Here is a 13,814-nt window from a genome sequence, read left to right as displayed (position 1 = left end):
CGGATGTCGAAGCCGCCGTCGGCGGCTCCCTACTGCAACTTACTAACGTTTCAGGAAATAATGCCATTCTCAGAATTACTTCCTGAAATGTTAGTGAAGTGTGGCCGGAGATTTGGCAGCCATCATGCTTCAGGCATGCAACCTGACTATCCGTGTCGGAACAACCGGGGTCTTTTGCTCAGATTTCGGATGTCTGCACCGGCATCAGTTCGCTGTGGAAGGTTCCGGAGACCAGGGTCGCTTCAGGCGTCTGGACATCGACCAGCATTACCCGGTCGGCATCCAGCGCCAGGCTCAGGGTGATACAGGGCTGACCGGTGCCCAGATCGAGATAAGGCGAAGAGTGCAGGACCCGACGGGCGTAGTCCGGCGAGCCGATCAACTGGTAGAAGTAGGGACGCCAGCTCCAGTTGTTGCCGATCACGCTCCGGTCGGCATGCCAGTGCCCTTCGGTGAAGTGGTAGTTCGGCGATATTTGCTCGCCGTGCCGGTTGCAGATATAGAAGCGCAGTATGCCCCGGGCCGGATGAAAGTGCTCCAAGGCCCGCGGGCTGGCGTCGGCGAGCAGCAGGTCTCGCAGGGCCTGCAGGCTGCTGTGCAGCCCTTCGCTCTGCCATTGCCGGCGGGCGGTCTGCTCGACCGTCATGTCCAGGTGCCGGGCCAGCAGTTCCCGTACCCGCGGGCAGGTGGCATCGGCCGCGGCCAGTTCCGGCAATGCCGGCTCGAACAGATAGCCCTGAACGTAGCTGGCATTGCAGTGAAGTGCGAGGAAAAAGTCCTCGGCCGTTTCGACGCCTTCGCAGACGATCCGGCTGCCGAGCTGGGCGCCCATCTGCCCGATTTGCTGCAGAATGATCCTTTTTTGTGCGTTGCCTGCACCCTTGTGGAGCATTCCGAGATCGAGCTTGATCAGGTCCGGGGTGAAGGCCTGTAGCCGGTCCAGCTGCTGAAAGCCGCTACCGAAGTCATCGTAGGCGATCCGCACGCCGGCATCGCGGTACTGCTCGGCCAGGTCGCGGATGCGCTCGACGCAGCCCGCGTGCTCGGTGATCTCGAGCACGACCCGGTGCGGATCGAGGCCGATCTCGCGGATCATTTCGAGGCTGGGCAACCGGTCCAGCGACTCGAGCTGGTCGATCCACTCGGGGGACAGATTGAGACAGAGAAAGCCGTTGTCGGCGTCGGCGGCGAAGCGTTCCAGGGCCTGATAGCGCACCCTGCGATCGGCTTCCAGGCGCTCCCCGGGGCTGCGGCTCATGTCGCTGAAGATGTCGGCCGCGGACTCGATAGCACCGCCGACGCTCCGGCGGCGGGCCAGGGCCTCATGGCCGATAACGCGGCCGCTGGCGATCTCGATGATGGGCTGGAAGCAGGGAAAAAGCTTGGCAGTCATGTGAGTGTCCCGAAACAGTATGCTCGGTTGGAGCAAGCACTGTGCCATCGGTAGAAGGTTCAGGGTTCGGTCTATCGTCGGAGCCTCGGAATGGGGATAATGGTCGGCCTTATCCGCACGACAGGCACGCTCAATCGATGGCATCAGGGAAACAGACCCATAGCGCTGCGCTTCAGGGCATGGACTCGTCCGGCTCGGGATGCGGTGCCAGGGCGCCGGAGCAGGGGCCGGCACTGCTGTTTTTTACCGGTGGCTCGGCGCTCGACGGCGCCAGTCGCGCGCTCAAGTTCCATACCCATAACTCGGTTCATCTGGTGACGCCCTACGACTCGGGCGGCAGTTCGGCGATTCTGCGTCAGGCGTTCGGCATGCCGTCCATCGGCGATCTGCGCAGCAGGCTGATGTCGCTGGCCGACGAGCGGGTCACCGGACACCCGGAGGGCGTGCGGCTGTTTGCGCACCGGTTGTCGAAAGACGATGCCCCGGCGCAGCTGTGGGCAGAGCTGGACACCATTGTTGCCGGTACTCACCCCCTTGCACGGGTGATCGACCCGCCGCTGAGGCATTTGATCTGTGTTCAGCTCCAGGCCTGCCGTGAAGCCATGCCGGCTGATTTCGATCTGCGCGGCGCCAGTATCGGCAACCTCGTGCTGACCGGTACCTGGCTGCGCAACGCCAAGGACCTGGATTCGGCCATCGCCGAATTTGCCCGCTACGCCGAGGTACTCGGTGAAGTGCATACGGTCACCAATGACCATTACCACCTGGTGGCGGAACTCAGCGACGGCCGCCGGGTGATCGGCGAGCACCTGATCACAGGGCTCGATCTGGCGGCCTGCGGCGCGGTGATCGAAGGGCTGAGCCTGAGCCAGTCGCTCGACGAGCTGGCGCCCGTACAGTCCATTCTGCCGGAGTCGCGGCGGGCGATGATCGCGGCGGCGGACATGATCTGCTTCCCGCCCGGCAGTTTCTATACCAGCGTGCTGGCGAATCTGCTTCCCCGCGGTGCCGGGCGTGCCATCGCGGCCTCCGACGCGCCCAAGGTCTACGTGCCGAGCCTGGGCGGCGACCCGGAGCAATTCGGTATCAGCCTGACCGATGCCGTGCACCGGCTGCTCGCCGTGCTGCACGCCGACTGTGGCCCCGAAACGCCTTCCAGCCAGTTGCTGAGCCATATTGTCGTCGACAGTCGCAATGGTCACTACAATGGCGGCATCGACCGTCCGGCGCTGGAGGCACTCGGCATCCGCGTGCTCGACCGCCGGCTGGTGTCTGACCAGAGCGCGCCGCTGGCCGATGCCGAACTGCTGGTCGCGGCCTTGTTGTCGGTCGGCCAGTAGGCCGCGGGGGACCGGTCAGTTCGCCCGACAGACTGGGGTCTACACGCCTATGGGAGCCCAGTCTGTCGGTTAATAGCTTCGGTGCAACACAGTTTCGCCCGGAGGGCCGTGCTCCTACACCGGCATGATCCTTCGATCCTGTTCCGCTTCAGCTTAGAGCAGGACGGCAACCTTTGGCGAGGCGGAACTTCGGCTATAGTGACGTAGAAGATTCGGTGCGCTGCGCTGCGCTTACCAGCACCCTACGAAGAACGCTTGACGTAGGGTGCCGGTGAACGGAGTGAACCGCACCAAATGAGAGTGTCGGACAGCGAACGGGAGGGGAAAACCGATGGCCGTGGCCGAACAGACCGAGCTGCTGCAACTGGACGACAAAGCACTGGGTCAGGCGCTGGTGCGGGCCGGGCGTTTGTCCGAGGCGGATCTCGCGCGGGTCGAACGCATGCGCAGCAACCAGGCCGACGAGTCGCCACTGTCGGTTCTGCTGGTCAAGCTGGGACTGGTATCGGAGCGCAATATGGCGGCCAGTCTCGCCGAGCTGCTGAAACTGCCACAGGCTGCCGCCGCCGATTATCCCGAAACCCCGGTGCTCGAAAGCGGTCTCTCCTTCCGTTTTCTGAAAGAGTCTCAGCTGGTGCCGCTGCGGCGTGAGGACGATATCCTTGTGCTGGCGATGGCCAACCCCAGGATCGCTTTGCCGCCGAGGCCGTGGCGCTGGCGGCCGACTGCGAGGTCCGTCCCCTGGTGGGTATCGGCTCCGAGATCGATACGGCGCTGGAGAGGCTCTATGGCGAGGGCCAGAGCCAGATGGGCGATATCCTGTCCGAGGTGGCGCCGGGGAGGAGAGCGAGGAGAGCGTCGAGCTGCTGATGGACATGGCCAGCGGCGCGCCGGTCATCCGGCTCGTCAACCTGATCATCCAGCGGGCGGTCGAGGCGCGGGCCTCGGATATCCATGTCGAGCCGTTCGAGAACAGCCTCAAGGTACGCTATCGCATCGACGGCGTGCTGAAAGAGGGCGAAGCGCCGCCGATGAAGATGGCGCCGGCGGTGATCTCCCGTATCAAGATCATGGCGCGTCTCAATATCGCCGAACGGCGTCTGCCGCAGGACGGGCGCATCGAGCTGCGGGTTCAGGGGCAGGATCTCGACGTGCGTGTCTCGACGGTACCGACCATGTACGGCGAGAGCGTGGTGCTGCGATTGCTGAACCGCGAAAGCGTCTCGCTGGACTTCGTCGCCCTGGGCTTCGCCGAAGACACCCGCCAGGCGCTCGAGGAACTGCTGAAGATTCCCAACGGCATGATACTGGCGACAGGGCCGACCGGCAGCGGCAAGACCACGACGCTCTATACCGCGTTGCATCGCCTCAATACGCCCGAGCGCAAGATCATCACCGTCGAGGATCCGGTCGAGTACCAGCTCGAGGGCATCAACCAGATCCAGGTGAAGTCGTCGATCGGCCTGACCTTCGCCAGTGCCCTGAGATCGATCGTGCGCCAGGACCCCGATGTCATCATGGTCGGCGAGATGCGCGACCTCGAAACGGCACGCATCTGTATCCAGTCGGCGCTGACCGGGCACCTGGTGCTCTCGACCCTGCATACCAATGACGCCGCGACCAGTGTCACCCGTCTGCTCGAGATGGGGGTCGAAGACTATCTGCTGACCTCGACCCTGAATGCGGTGATTGCCCAGCGCCTGGTACGGGTGCTCTGCAACCATTGCAAGGAAGCCTATACGCCGTTGCCCGAGATGGTGGCCGAGCTCGGTCTCGAGGCGCTGAGCGGCGGCAAGCCGGTGCAGCTGTACCGCGCCGGCGGCTGTCAGCACTGCCAGGGCACCGGCTTCCATGGCCGGGTGGTGATTCATGAACTACTGCAAATGAACGATGAAATCCGCCGCCTGTCGCTGCAACATGCGGATTCCGGGCGTATCCATCAGGCGGCCAGGGCCGCCGGCATGCGCACCATGTACGAGGATGGCTGCATGAAGGCGCTGGCGGGCATCACCAATCTCGAAGAAGTCATACGTGTCACCCAGGAGACCTGATCCATGCCGCAGTTTCAGTACCGCGCGGTGACGCCGGAGGGCGAACAACGCAGCGGCGCCGTCGAAGCTGGCGATCAGGCGCTGGCGGTGCAGCAGTTGCAGCGCTCCGGGCTGATCCCTATCTCGGTCGAGGAGGGCAGCGGCGCAGGATTGCAGAATCTGCTGCAGCTGAAGCTGAGCCTTGGTGGCTCGTCGCAGAAAAGGGTGCTGCAGTTTACCCTGGATCTGGCGACCCTGATGCGCGCCGGGGTGTCGCTCGACCGGGCGCTGGAAATCATGCGCCGGGTTGCCGGGGATGCAGAGACCCGGGCGCTGCTGGAAAATGTTCAGGAGGGGGTACGCAAGGGGCAGTCCTTGTCGGCCGTGCTGAAGGAGCAGGGCGGGCAATTTTCCCGCTTCTACATCAGCATGGTACATGCGGCCGAGCTGTCCGGCAGCCTTGGCGAGGGGTTGACCGATCTGGCCTTCTACATGGAGCGCAGTCGCGAACTGCGGGAGAAAACCCTGTCGGCGCTGCTCTACCCGCTGATCCTGCTGATTGTCGCCGGCCTGTCGCTGCTGATCATCCTCACCTACGTGGTACCGCAGTTCCAGCAACTGTTCGACGACATGGGGCGGGCGCTGCCGCTGTCCACCAGTATCGTCATCGGCATTGCCGAGTTCATCCGTGACCTGGGTCCCTGGATATTGCTGTTGCTGATTCTCGCGGCGCTGGTTTTCCGGCGCCGTTTGCAGGATCCGGATGCGCGCCTGCGCTGGGATGCCCGGGTACTGCGTCTGCCGCTGGCGGGCAGTCTGTTGCAGCGGCTCGATACGGCGCGTTTCAGTCGCAGTCTCGGCACCCTGGTGCGCGGCGGTGTACCGTTGCTGACGGCCCTGCAGATCGCCCGCGACACCCTGGTGAATCAGGCCATGGCCGAGGGGGCCGACACGGCTGCCGTCAGTCTCAAGGAGGGGCGCCGTCTGGCCGAGCCGCTGCAGGCGACCGGCGTTTTCCCGGTGCTGGCGTTGCAGATGATCCAGGTCGGCGAGGAGACCGGGCAGCTCGACGAGATGCTGCTCAAGGTCGCCGATGTCTATGACCGCGAAGTGGCCAATGCCGTGCAGCGCATGCTGACGATCCTGGAACCTGTGCTGATCGTCGGACTCGGATTGATGATTGCCGGCATCATCCTGTCGATTCTGGTGGCGATCATGTCGATCAACGAACTGCCTATCTGACCTGTGAGGAATCTTAACCGTGAGCAAGCTTTCCACTCTTGAACATTCCCCCACCCCGTCAGCGGGGCACCCTCAGCGGGGTTTTACGCTGCTCGAGCTGCTGGTCGTGCTGGTTATCCTCGGCCTGCTGGCCAGCCTGGTCGGTCCCCGGTGCTGAAACATCTGGGGACCTCCAAGACCAAGACGGCGGCGCTGCAGATCGAGGAGCTGAGCGCGGCGCTCGATCTCTACCGGCTCGAGGTGGGTCGATATCCGACCGGCAACGAAGGGCTGGATGCGCTGATCGAGAAGCCCTCCAGCGCGCCGAACTGGAACGGCCCCTATCTGAAGAAAAAGGTGATCCGCAAGGATCCCTGGGGTTCGACTATGTCTACGAATATCCGGGCCGCAACGGTGAGTTCGATCTTTATTCCCTCGGCGCGGACAACAAAGAGGGCGGCGATGGTGAAAACCAGGATGTACGCAGCTGGGAGTAGGTACTCGAGTTCGCCATGAGAATGGAACGGGGCTTTACGCTGCTCGAGCTGATGGTGGTACTGGTGCTGGCGTCCCTGATGCTGAGTCTGGTGGTACCGCGCTTTGCCGCAGTGCTTCCGGGCGTCGAACTCAAGAGCTATACCCAGAAAACCGCGGCGCTGCTGCGTCAGTTGCGCAGCCAGGCGATGGCCGAGAGCCGACTCGTCGCGCTCAGCGTCGATACCGAGGCCCACGCATTGCGCCTGAGCAACCGTACCGAGCCATTGGATCTGCCGGTCGATATCGAGCTGACCCTGAACGACGACGGCGCCCTGGCGCTCGGCAACGAGATCGTCGTGCCGCCGACCGAGGGGACCCGGAAAGCGGTCCCAGCATCCGCTTTTATCCCGACGGCAGCTCGAGCGGCGGCACAGTGGTGCTTACCGGCAGCGGCGGCCGATACGAGATCGGCGTCGACTGGCTGACCGGCCGGGTCCGCATCGATGACGGCAGCGGGCGTGACGAAGAGCGGGTCCCCGGTGAATAGGCGCAGGCAGAACAGCGGCTTCACCCTGCTCGAGGTGCTGGTGGCTTTCCTGATCCTGTCGCTGTCGCTCGGCGTCATCCTGCAGATCTTCTCGCTGACGATGCGCACCACCGACAGCGCCGCGGCGCGCCAGCAGGCGCTGTTGCTGGCCGAGTCCCGCATGGCGGAACTGGGTTCGCTGAATGAAATCACCCCGGGCCGTGACGAGGGCCGCATCGACGACCGCTTCCGCTGGGTGTCGCGCATCGATCGCTTCGACTTTCCGGAGCAGGACGAAGGCTTCGATGCGACTCTGGTGCCCTATCGCATCGATGTCACCGTCGAGTGGGACCGTAATCAGGCGCTGACCCTCAGTACCCTGCGGCTGGTGAACGAGGAATGATTCGTCAACCGACCCACAGGATGCAGGGCTTCACCCTGGTGGAGCTGATGATCGCCCTGCTGCTGACCGGCATGGTGGCGATGCTGGTGTTCGGTGCCTTTCGCATCGCCACCGGCAGCTGGGAACGGGTGGTCTCGCAGCAGGAGCGGGTGCATGAGCGGTATCTGGTGCAGACCTTCGTGCGCCGGCTGCTGGAACAGGCGCAGCCGCTGCGGCTGCGGGATATCGACGCCAGGCTGTCGGTGGCCATGCACGGCGATCGGGAGCAGTTGATCTTCGTCACCGAGCTGCCGACCCGCAACGGCGTCGCCGAATTCTACTGGTGCCAGCTCCGCGTCAAGGAAACGGAAACGCAACTGAAACAGCTGATCATGACGACCCGGCCCTATACCGAAGGGGAGATCATCGACTGGCTGGCGCCGTTCGAGCCGACCGGGGAAGGACTCAATGGCGAGGAGATCCCGTTCACCGAGCCCGAGGAGCGGGTGCTGCTGGAAGGGGTGGCGGAGCTGGAGTTCGAGTACCTCTATTACGACCAGACCGATCAGCCCGAATGGCGCCGGGAATGGGTCGAGGAATCGGTGCTGCCGTACCTGATTCGCTTCCAGGTCCTGCCGCAGGACGAAGACGGGCTGGCAGGCGAGGCCGATACCGCCTTCTGGCCAGAACTGCTGGTATCGCCGACGGAGTACCGCTATGGCGGAAAAACGCTTCTGTAAGCCTGCGCACCGGCAACGGGGCCTGGCGCTGGTGGCCGTGCTCTGGGTCCTGGTACTGCTGTCGCTGATGGCCGGCAACCTGTCCCAGGGCAGCCGCAGCAACGGCCTGCTGGCGCAGAACCTGGTCGATGCGACGCGCGGCAAGTATGCCAGCGAGGCGGGCATGCAGTGGGCGCTGTGGAATCTGCAGCAGCCGGAAGAGAACCAGTGGCTGGCCGATGGCGGCATCCAGGTGCTGGAACTGGACGATATCCTGGTGCACGTCGCGCTGCAGGACGAGAGCGGCAAGATCGATCTGAATGCGGCGCCGGTAGAGCTGCTGACCGGCCTGTTTCTGGCGGCGGAGCTCGACGGTCCCCGGGCCGAGGCCCTGGCCGATGCGATCCTCGACTGGCGCGACGAAGACGACCTGCGCCGGCTCAACGGCGCCGAGGAGGACGATTATCTGGCGGTCGGCCGTGAGAAGGGGCCGGCCAACGCCCGGTTCGAAAAGGTCGAAGAGCTGCAGCTGGTGCTGGGCATGACCCCGGGGCTTTATCGGCAGGTGAAGGGCAGTGTCACGGTGTTGAACGGACTGCCGGCCATCAACCCGCTCTATGCGCCGCGCCTGGCACTGCTGGCGCTGCCCGGCGCGGACGAGGGAACGGTCGACCAGTACATCGAGCAGCGCCGGCAGAACCGGCTCGACGGCCTCGAACCGCCGGAGCCACCGGTTGGGCTTTCCCAGTATGTCAGCCAGGGGCGCTCCGGCATCAACTATAGGGTGCTGACCGAAGCCGAGGTCGGCCCGGTGGTGCGTAGCCGCTACAGTGCCCACCTGGTCAGGCGTGGCCGCTCGCAGCGTGGGGCCTTCACGCTGACGGATCTGAAGCGGGAAATGCAGCCGGTGATTGAAACAGAAGGCGACAGGTGACACGTCTCGCGTGATAGACATTTGTCGACGGTCGCGGGCTCTTTGGCTTTTTCGCGTAACGCGTCGCCCGTCACGCGTCACCATTTTGCGAATATGAACTAGGCTCAACAAATCAATTGCATCTAAAGGGAGACGGTGTGATCGACGCGACCGGTAGCAGGATCAGACGCTGGCAGCAGGAGCTGGGAGATCCGCTGGCCCGTTTCTGGCGTTGGTGGAGCGGGGAGCTTTACGGGCTGTTGCCGACCGGATGGCGGCGCCGCTTCAGCGGCCAGGCGCTGGTGGTGCGCGTCGAGCCGCAGGAGGAAGTGGAGCTGGTGGTTCTGGATGACACCGAAGAGATCTACCGTCTGCCTTTGAACGTTGCGCCGCCGCCCGCTCTGATCCAGCAGCTGCGACAGATGGCGAGCCAGGCCGGCCGGACGGTGCTTCAGCTCGAGCCGGGCGCGGTGCTGCACAAGTCCATTGCGCTGCCGGCGGTGACCGAACCGCGGCTGGCGTCGGTGCTGGGCTTCGAGATGGACCGGCATACGCCCTTCAAGGCGGAGGATGTCTATTTCGGTTATCGCGTCACCCGGCGTGAGCCGGCGGCCCAGCGGATTCTGGTCGATCTTTATCTGCTTCCCCGCAAGCGGCTCGATACGTTGCTGCAGCGGCTCAAGACCTTCGGCATCGTCCCGACCGCAGTTTTGCCGGTCGAGGCCCGGACCTCTGCCGAGCGGCACAGGCTCAATCTGCTGCCGCCGGAGCTGCGTAGCGGCAATACGCAGGGCCGTCAGCGCTCGATGCGAAACCGACTGATCATCGTGGCCCTGCTGCTGGTGATGCTGGTCGGTTTTCCGCTCTACCAGCGATCGCAACGGGTCGAAGCGCTGGAAGCGGCGCTCGATCAGCCCCGTGCAGAGGCGCAACGGGCTCAGCAGATCCGTGCCGAGATCGAAGCCCTGGTCGATGGCCGGCAATACCTTGGACGGCGCAAGGCCGAGCAGCTGCCGGTACTGTTCGTGCTCGACGAACTGACACAGTTGCTGCCCGACAACACCTGGCTCAGCCGGTTCGAACTCAATGGTCAGAGCCTGCGGATACAGGGCGAGTCCGGCAGCGCTTCATCGCTGATCGGTATCCTGGAGGAGTCGGAGATGCTGATGTCGGTCGATTTCACCTCGCCGGTCACCATCAATCCGCGCAGCCGGCGCGAGCGTTTCAGCATCGAAGCCCGGCTCGAAGAGCCGGCCAGTCCCTACGAGGAGGCGGCGCCATGAAGCCGATGAGCCCGCAACGCAGCCGCTTGCTGGCCGTCGGCCTGCTGATCATCGCCGTTCTATTGCTTATCCTCTATGTGATCCAGCCGCTCGTTGGCAGCTTCCTGGCTTATGGCGAGCGCATCGAAACGCTGGAAAACCAACTGGCGATCTATCGCCGCCTGGCTGAAGGGCTCGAAGCCGACGAAGCCCGTCTGGTGCAGCTGCAGGCGGCCAATCCGGTGACCGACCTTTATCTGCCCGAGAGCAAACCGGCGCTGGCGGCCGCGCATCTTCAGCAGTATCTGCATCAGCTGGTCGGGCGCAATGGCGGCCAGGTGATCAGTACCCAGATCCTCAGTCGCGAGGAGGAGGGACCGCTGCAGGCGATCAGTATCCAGGTGCATATGCGTGGTGAACTCGAGGACTTGGTGGATCTTTTCTACAACATCGAATCGGGGAAGCCTGCACTCTTCGCCGAGAATGTGACGGTACTGGCCAATCCCCGCCGCCAGACCCGGGTATCACGACGCAATAATCGCCGCGTGCAGGTGCAGTCGGTCCCGGCACTGGATATTCGTTTCGATCTCACTGGCTATGCCGGCAAGGAGCAGGTGCCATGAGGGTATTGAATGGACTTCGCCTGAGTGCGCTGCTGTTGCTCACGGCGTTGACAGGGCCGCTCCTGGCCCAGGATGAGGAAGAGGCGCCTGTCGAGAGCCTGCCGGCCGAGTCGCTTCCACCGTCCGACGCGCCGGACCTGGGCACGGATATCGAACCGGACGCATCGTTGGTTCCGGCTCAGCCCGATCCCATGCAGTTGCCGCCGTTTCCGCCCCGCAGCCAGTTCGATGACATGCTGCAGCGGCCCCTGTTCCATTCCAGCCGCAGGCCCCAGGCCGAGGATACCGGAAGCGGCGGTTCGGCCCAGGAGCTCCGGGAAACCTGGAAGCTGACCGGCATCGTCATCGTCGGCGACGAGGTCAAGGCGCTGTTTCAAGAGCGCAATGGCGACCGCCGGTTGACACTCGGCGCCGGCATGCCGCTCGATGCCAACTGGATACTCGACGAGATCAACGCCGAAACAGTCACCATGGGCTCCGGGGACGAGCAGGTGACGCTGGAATTACTGGAACCCAGGGATATGACACCTGTTGCAGCGCCGGAACAGGGCGCCGGCGATGAAGAGGCCGCCGAGCCCGGTACCGTAGAAGAACGCACCCGCGCCGCCTCGCGCCAGCTGGAGCAGGATGCTGAATCCGCCACGGAGACTCCCGATGAGTAAGGTCTTGAAAAAATCTCTGCTGTTCGTCTCCTGCCTGATGCTTAGCGCCTGTGCGCTGCAGGACATGCAAAATGAGAATGCCCTCGACAGCCCCTGGCGCGGGGCGAACGCCCGGCAGCAGGCCCAGCCGAGCGGGGCCAGTGCTATCAGCCAGAAAACCAAGGTCGATGTGGTGGGAGAGCCTGAGCGTTTTGCTGCGGAGGCCGGCGTGCTGGAAGGGACCCAGGCGCCGCGGGCGGAGTTCTATGGTGGTAACGGAGTCTTTTTCGATGTCGGCAGGAGAGCCGGAGAGGCACCGGTCGAAGGTGATATTACCTTCAATTTCCAGGGGGCCGAAATCAGCGAGGTGGTGAAAACGATCCTCGGCGATATTCTGCAGGTGAACTACATCCTCGACGACCGGGTCCGGGGTGTTGTGAACATGCAGACCAGCCGTCCCATCAGCCGCGAAGCCCTGGTGCCGACACTGGAGAAGCTGCTGCAGGTCAACGGTGCCGCCCTGGTCGATCACTATGACTTTTACGAGGTGGTGCCGGTTGACGCCGTCAATGGCGGTGCCATCAGCCTGCGGGCCAACCTCAGCGCCGATCGCGGTTATCAGCTGTTGGTGGTACCGCTGCGCTATATCGGTGCCCAGGAAATGCTGAAGATCCTCGAGCCATTGAAGCCGCAGCAGGGCATGATGGAAGCGGACGAACGGCGCAACCTGCTGTTGCTGGGAGGGACCCAGTCGGAGCTGATCAACCTGCGGGAAACCATCAAGACGTTCGACGTCGATCAGCTGCAGGGCATGTCCGTGGGGCTGTTCCGGCTGCAGTCGGTTGATGCGCTGACCCTCGTTGACGAGCTGCAAACCATTTTCGGCGATGCGGCCGACGGGCCTCTGGCCGGGATGGTGCGTTTCATGCCGATCGAGCGTCTCAATGCCCTGCTGGTGATTACGCCGCAACGCAAGTATCTCACCGATGCCCGGGCCTGGATCACCCGGCTGGATCGCAGCGAAGGTGCTCAGGGGTTGGGGATGTATGTCTATTACGTGCAGAACGGTCGTGCCGAAAGCATGGCCGACATGCTGGGGCAGCTGTTCGAAGGTCAGCGCCGCACGCAGCAGGCACGACAGGCCGAAGCGGCGCGCAGACCGGCGACGGCCACCACAACGGAAACGCCCGCCGAAGAAGACGACGGAACCCTGACGCGGGCAGAAGCCAGTGTCGGCGGGGCCAGTCTCGATGTCGGCGAGGTCAGCATCATTGCCGACGAGGAGAACAACGCGCTGCTGATCATGGCCTCGCCAAGCGATTACGACAAGGTCTACAAAGCGATCCAGAAGCTCGACGTGCTGCCGCTCCAGGTGCTGGTCGAGGCCACCATCGTCGAGGTCTCGCTCGAGGATGAGCTGCGTTACGGTTTGCAGTGGTTCTTCAAGAACCATCTCGACAGCAATACCAAGGGATTCGGCACCATCGGCCAGAGCCCGGTGCCGTCGGCGGCGGACCTCGTCGGCAGCGCCAGCTACGAAGTGATCAGTGGCGGTCAGACCCGGGGTTGTTGAACCTGCTGGCGCAGGACTCGCGGCTGAACGTGATTTCGTCACCGACGCTGATGGTACTCGACAATCATACCGCCGAAATACGGGTCGGCGACCAGGTGCCGATCCAGACCTCGTCGACCACCAATACCAGCAGCGATACCGGCAATGTCACCAGCACGATCCAGTATCGCGACACCGGTGTGCTGCTGGAGGTGACCCCGAGGGTCAATGCCGGTGGCATGGTGGTGCTCGATATCACCCAGGAGGTCAACGATGTCGACCGTACCACCAGTTCCGGGATCGACTCGCCGACCATCATCCAGCGCCGCGTCAACACCAGCGTTGCGGTACAGAGCGGCGAAACCCTGGTGCTGGGCGGTCTGATCAAGGAAAACAACACCAACGACGGCGAGGGTGTTCCCTATCTTCGACATGTGCCGGTGGTCGGCTGGGCGTTCGGCAGCCGGGGCAAGAGCGTGCAGCGCACCGAGCTCGTGGTGATGATCACGCCGACCGCCGTGACCGATACCGCGGATGCCCGCGAGGTGACCCGCGAGTACCAGAACAAGCTGCGTGGCCTGAACCTGCCGTCGCAACCGATGGATTCGGCGAAGGCGAACAACTGATAGCACCCCGGCTCCAAGTTTGTCTTCTTGTGGGAGCCCGGCCCCCGGGCGAATCCGTAATCTCTGAATGGGCCGTTCACCTATTTTGCGAAATCGGTGCCCGGTGCCT

At 63.7% G+C, this 13,814-nt stretch carries 15 protein-coding genes and 3 pseudogenes; 17 read left to right on the top strand and 1 reads right to left on the bottom strand.

What is annotated here, in order from left to right; translation table 11 throughout:
• Positions 1 to 178: 178 nt before the first annotated feature.
• Positions 179 to 1,393: an EAL domain-containing protein gene (locus tag ACFQDL_RS03325; RefSeq protein WP_379907811.1), complete on the bottom strand. Its 1,215-nt coding sequence runs from the start codon at positions 1,391 to 1,393 to the stop codon at positions 179 to 181.
• Between the two features lie 137 nt (positions 1,394 to 1,530).
• On the opposite strand from ACFQDL_RS03325, the gene ACFQDL_RS03320 reads away from it, so the two are divergent.
• The 17 genes and pseudogenes from ACFQDL_RS03320 (at position 1,531) to ACFQDL_RS03240 (ending at position 13,705) form a co-directional block, all read left to right on the top strand.
• Complete coding sequence (locus ACFQDL_RS03320) at positions 1,531 to 2,733, top strand: GAK system CofD-like protein (protein ID WP_379907810.1); 1,203 nt, start codon at positions 1,531 to 1,533, stop codon at positions 2,731 to 2,733.
• Between the two features lie 331 nt (positions 2,734 to 3,064).
• Positions 3,065 to 3,358 (top strand): annotated as a pseudogene (locus tag ACFQDL_RS03315) (type II secretion system protein GspE); the annotation flags it as partial.
• Between the two features lie 83 nt (positions 3,359 to 3,441).
• Positions 3,442 to 3,603 (top strand): hypothetical protein, encoded by a 162-nt coding sequence (locus ACFQDL_RS03310; RefSeq protein WP_379907809.1) that lies wholly within the window; start codon positions 3,442 to 3,444, stop codon positions 3,601 to 3,603.
• Positions 3,603 to 4,784 carry a GspE/PulE family protein gene (locus ACFQDL_RS03305; protein WP_379907808.1) on the top strand — a complete coding sequence of 394 codons (1,182 nt, stop codon included), beginning with the start codon at positions 3,603 to 3,605 and terminating at the stop codon, positions 4,782 to 4,784. The genes ACFQDL_RS03310 and ACFQDL_RS03305 overlap by 1 nt, the downstream gene beginning before the upstream one ends.
• 3 nt (positions 4,785 to 4,787) lie before the next feature.
• Positions 4,788 to 6,005 carry a type II secretion system F family protein gene (locus tag ACFQDL_RS03300; protein ID WP_379907807.1) on the top strand — a complete coding sequence of 406 codons (1,218 nt, stop codon included), beginning with the start codon at positions 4,788 to 4,790 and terminating at the stop codon, positions 6,003 to 6,005.
• Positions 6,006 to 6,024: 19 nt separating this feature from the next.
• Positions 6,025 to 6,162, top strand: coding sequence for a prepilin-type N-terminal cleavage/methylation domain-containing protein (locus ACFQDL_RS03295; protein WP_379907806.1), 138 nt, complete (start codon positions 6,025 to 6,027; stop codon positions 6,160 to 6,162).
• Positions 6,156 to 6,481, top strand: a pseudogene (gspG, locus tag ACFQDL_RS03290) (type II secretion system major pseudopilin GspG). Before ACFQDL_RS03295 ends, gspG begins: the two are co-directional and overlap by 7 nt.
• Positions 6,482 to 6,496: 15 nt before the next feature.
• A pseudogene (locus ACFQDL_RS03285) lies at positions 6,497 to 6,568 on the top strand (prepilin-type N-terminal cleavage/methylation domain-containing protein); the annotation flags it as partial.
• A gap of 149 nt (positions 6,569 to 6,717) precedes the next feature.
• A complete protein-coding gene (locus ACFQDL_RS03280) occupies positions 6,718 to 7,008 on the top strand; it encodes a GspH/FimT family pseudopilin (protein WP_379912837.1) in 291 nt (96 codons plus the stop codon).
• Positions 7,001 to 7,390, top strand: a complete 390-nt coding sequence (locus tag ACFQDL_RS03275; protein ID WP_379907805.1) for a type IV pilus modification PilV family protein — start codon at positions 7,001 to 7,003, stop codon at positions 7,388 to 7,390. The genes ACFQDL_RS03280 and ACFQDL_RS03275 overlap by 8 nt, the downstream gene beginning before the upstream one ends.
• Positions 7,387 to 8,109, top strand: a complete 723-nt coding sequence (locus ACFQDL_RS03270) for a prepilin-type N-terminal cleavage/methylation domain-containing protein (protein ID WP_379907804.1) — start codon at positions 7,387 to 7,389, stop codon at positions 8,107 to 8,109. The genes ACFQDL_RS03275 and ACFQDL_RS03270 overlap by 4 nt, the downstream gene beginning before the upstream one ends.
• Entirely contained in the window at positions 8,087 to 9,022 is a 936-nt protein-coding gene (locus ACFQDL_RS03265) for a type II secretion system minor pseudopilin (RefSeq protein WP_379907803.1), read from the top strand. Before ACFQDL_RS03270 ends, ACFQDL_RS03265 begins: the two co-directional genes overlap by 23 nt.
• 137 nt (positions 9,023 to 9,159) lie before the next feature.
• Entirely contained in the window at positions 9,160 to 10,284 is a 1,125-nt protein-coding gene (locus ACFQDL_RS03260; protein WP_379907802.1) for a PilN domain-containing protein, read from the top strand.
• Positions 10,281 to 10,886, top strand: a complete 606-nt coding sequence (gene gspM / locus ACFQDL_RS03255) for a type II secretion system protein GspM (RefSeq protein WP_379907801.1) — start codon at positions 10,281 to 10,283, stop codon at positions 10,884 to 10,886. Before ACFQDL_RS03260 ends, gspM begins: the two co-directional genes overlap by 4 nt.
• Positions 10,883 to 11,548, top strand: coding sequence for a hypothetical protein (locus tag ACFQDL_RS03250; RefSeq protein WP_379907800.1), 666 nt, complete (start codon positions 10,883 to 10,885; stop codon positions 11,546 to 11,548). The genes gspM and ACFQDL_RS03250 overlap by 4 nt, the downstream gene beginning before the upstream one ends.
• Positions 11,541 to 13,100 carry a secretin N-terminal domain-containing protein gene (locus ACFQDL_RS03245; protein WP_379907799.1) on the top strand — a complete coding sequence of 520 codons (1,560 nt, stop codon included), beginning with the start codon at positions 11,541 to 11,543 and terminating at the stop codon, positions 13,098 to 13,100. The genes ACFQDL_RS03250 and ACFQDL_RS03245 overlap by 8 nt, the downstream gene beginning before the upstream one ends.
• Complete coding sequence (locus ACFQDL_RS03240; RefSeq protein ID WP_379907798.1) at positions 13,094 to 13,705, top strand: type II secretion system protein GspD; 612 nt, start codon at positions 13,094 to 13,096, stop codon at positions 13,703 to 13,705. Before ACFQDL_RS03245 ends, ACFQDL_RS03240 begins: the two co-directional genes overlap by 7 nt.
• Positions 13,706 to 13,814: the final 109 nt, after the last annotated feature.

Origin of the sequence: Marinobacterium aestuariivivens (assembly GCF_042661465.1) — a bacterium.
Taxonomy (GTDB): domain Bacteria; phylum Pseudomonadota; class Gammaproteobacteria; order Pseudomonadales; family Balneatricaceae; genus Marinobacterium_A; species Marinobacterium_A aestuariivivens.
This window is presented reverse-complemented; position numbering and strand designations above follow the sequence as displayed.

Bases quoted from the DNA above. Each gene is read 5' to 3' on its own strand.
- ACFQDL_RS03325 (WP_379907811.1), bottom strand. From the start codon at position 1,393: ATGACTGCCAAGCTTTTTCCCTGCTTCCAGCCCATCATCGAGATCGCC.
- ACFQDL_RS03320 (WP_379907810.1), top strand. From the start codon at position 1,531: ATGGCATCAGGGAAACAGACCCATAGCGCTGCGCTTCAGGGCATGGAC.
- ACFQDL_RS03305 (WP_379907808.1), top strand. From the start codon at position 3,603: ATGGACATGGCCAGCGGCGCGCCGGTCATCCGGCTCGTCAACCTGATC.
- ACFQDL_RS03300 (WP_379907807.1), top strand. From the start codon at position 4,788: ATGCCGCAGTTTCAGTACCGCGCGGTGACGCCGGAGGGCGAACAACGC.
- ACFQDL_RS03270 (WP_379907804.1), top strand. From the start codon at position 7,387: ATGATTCGTCAACCGACCCACAGGATGCAGGGCTTCACCCTGGTGGAG.
- ACFQDL_RS03265 (WP_379907803.1), top strand. From the start codon at position 8,087: ATGGCGGAAAAACGCTTCTGTAAGCCTGCGCACCGGCAACGGGGCCTG.
- gspM (WP_379907801.1), top strand. From the start codon at position 10,281: ATGAAGCCGATGAGCCCGCAACGCAGCCGCTTGCTGGCCGTCGGCCTG.
- ACFQDL_RS03250 (WP_379907800.1), top strand. From the start codon at position 10,883: ATGAGGGTATTGAATGGACTTCGCCTGAGTGCGCTGCTGTTGCTCACG.
- ACFQDL_RS03245 (WP_379907799.1), top strand. From the start codon at position 11,541: ATGAGTAAGGTCTTGAAAAAATCTCTGCTGTTCGTCTCCTGCCTGATG.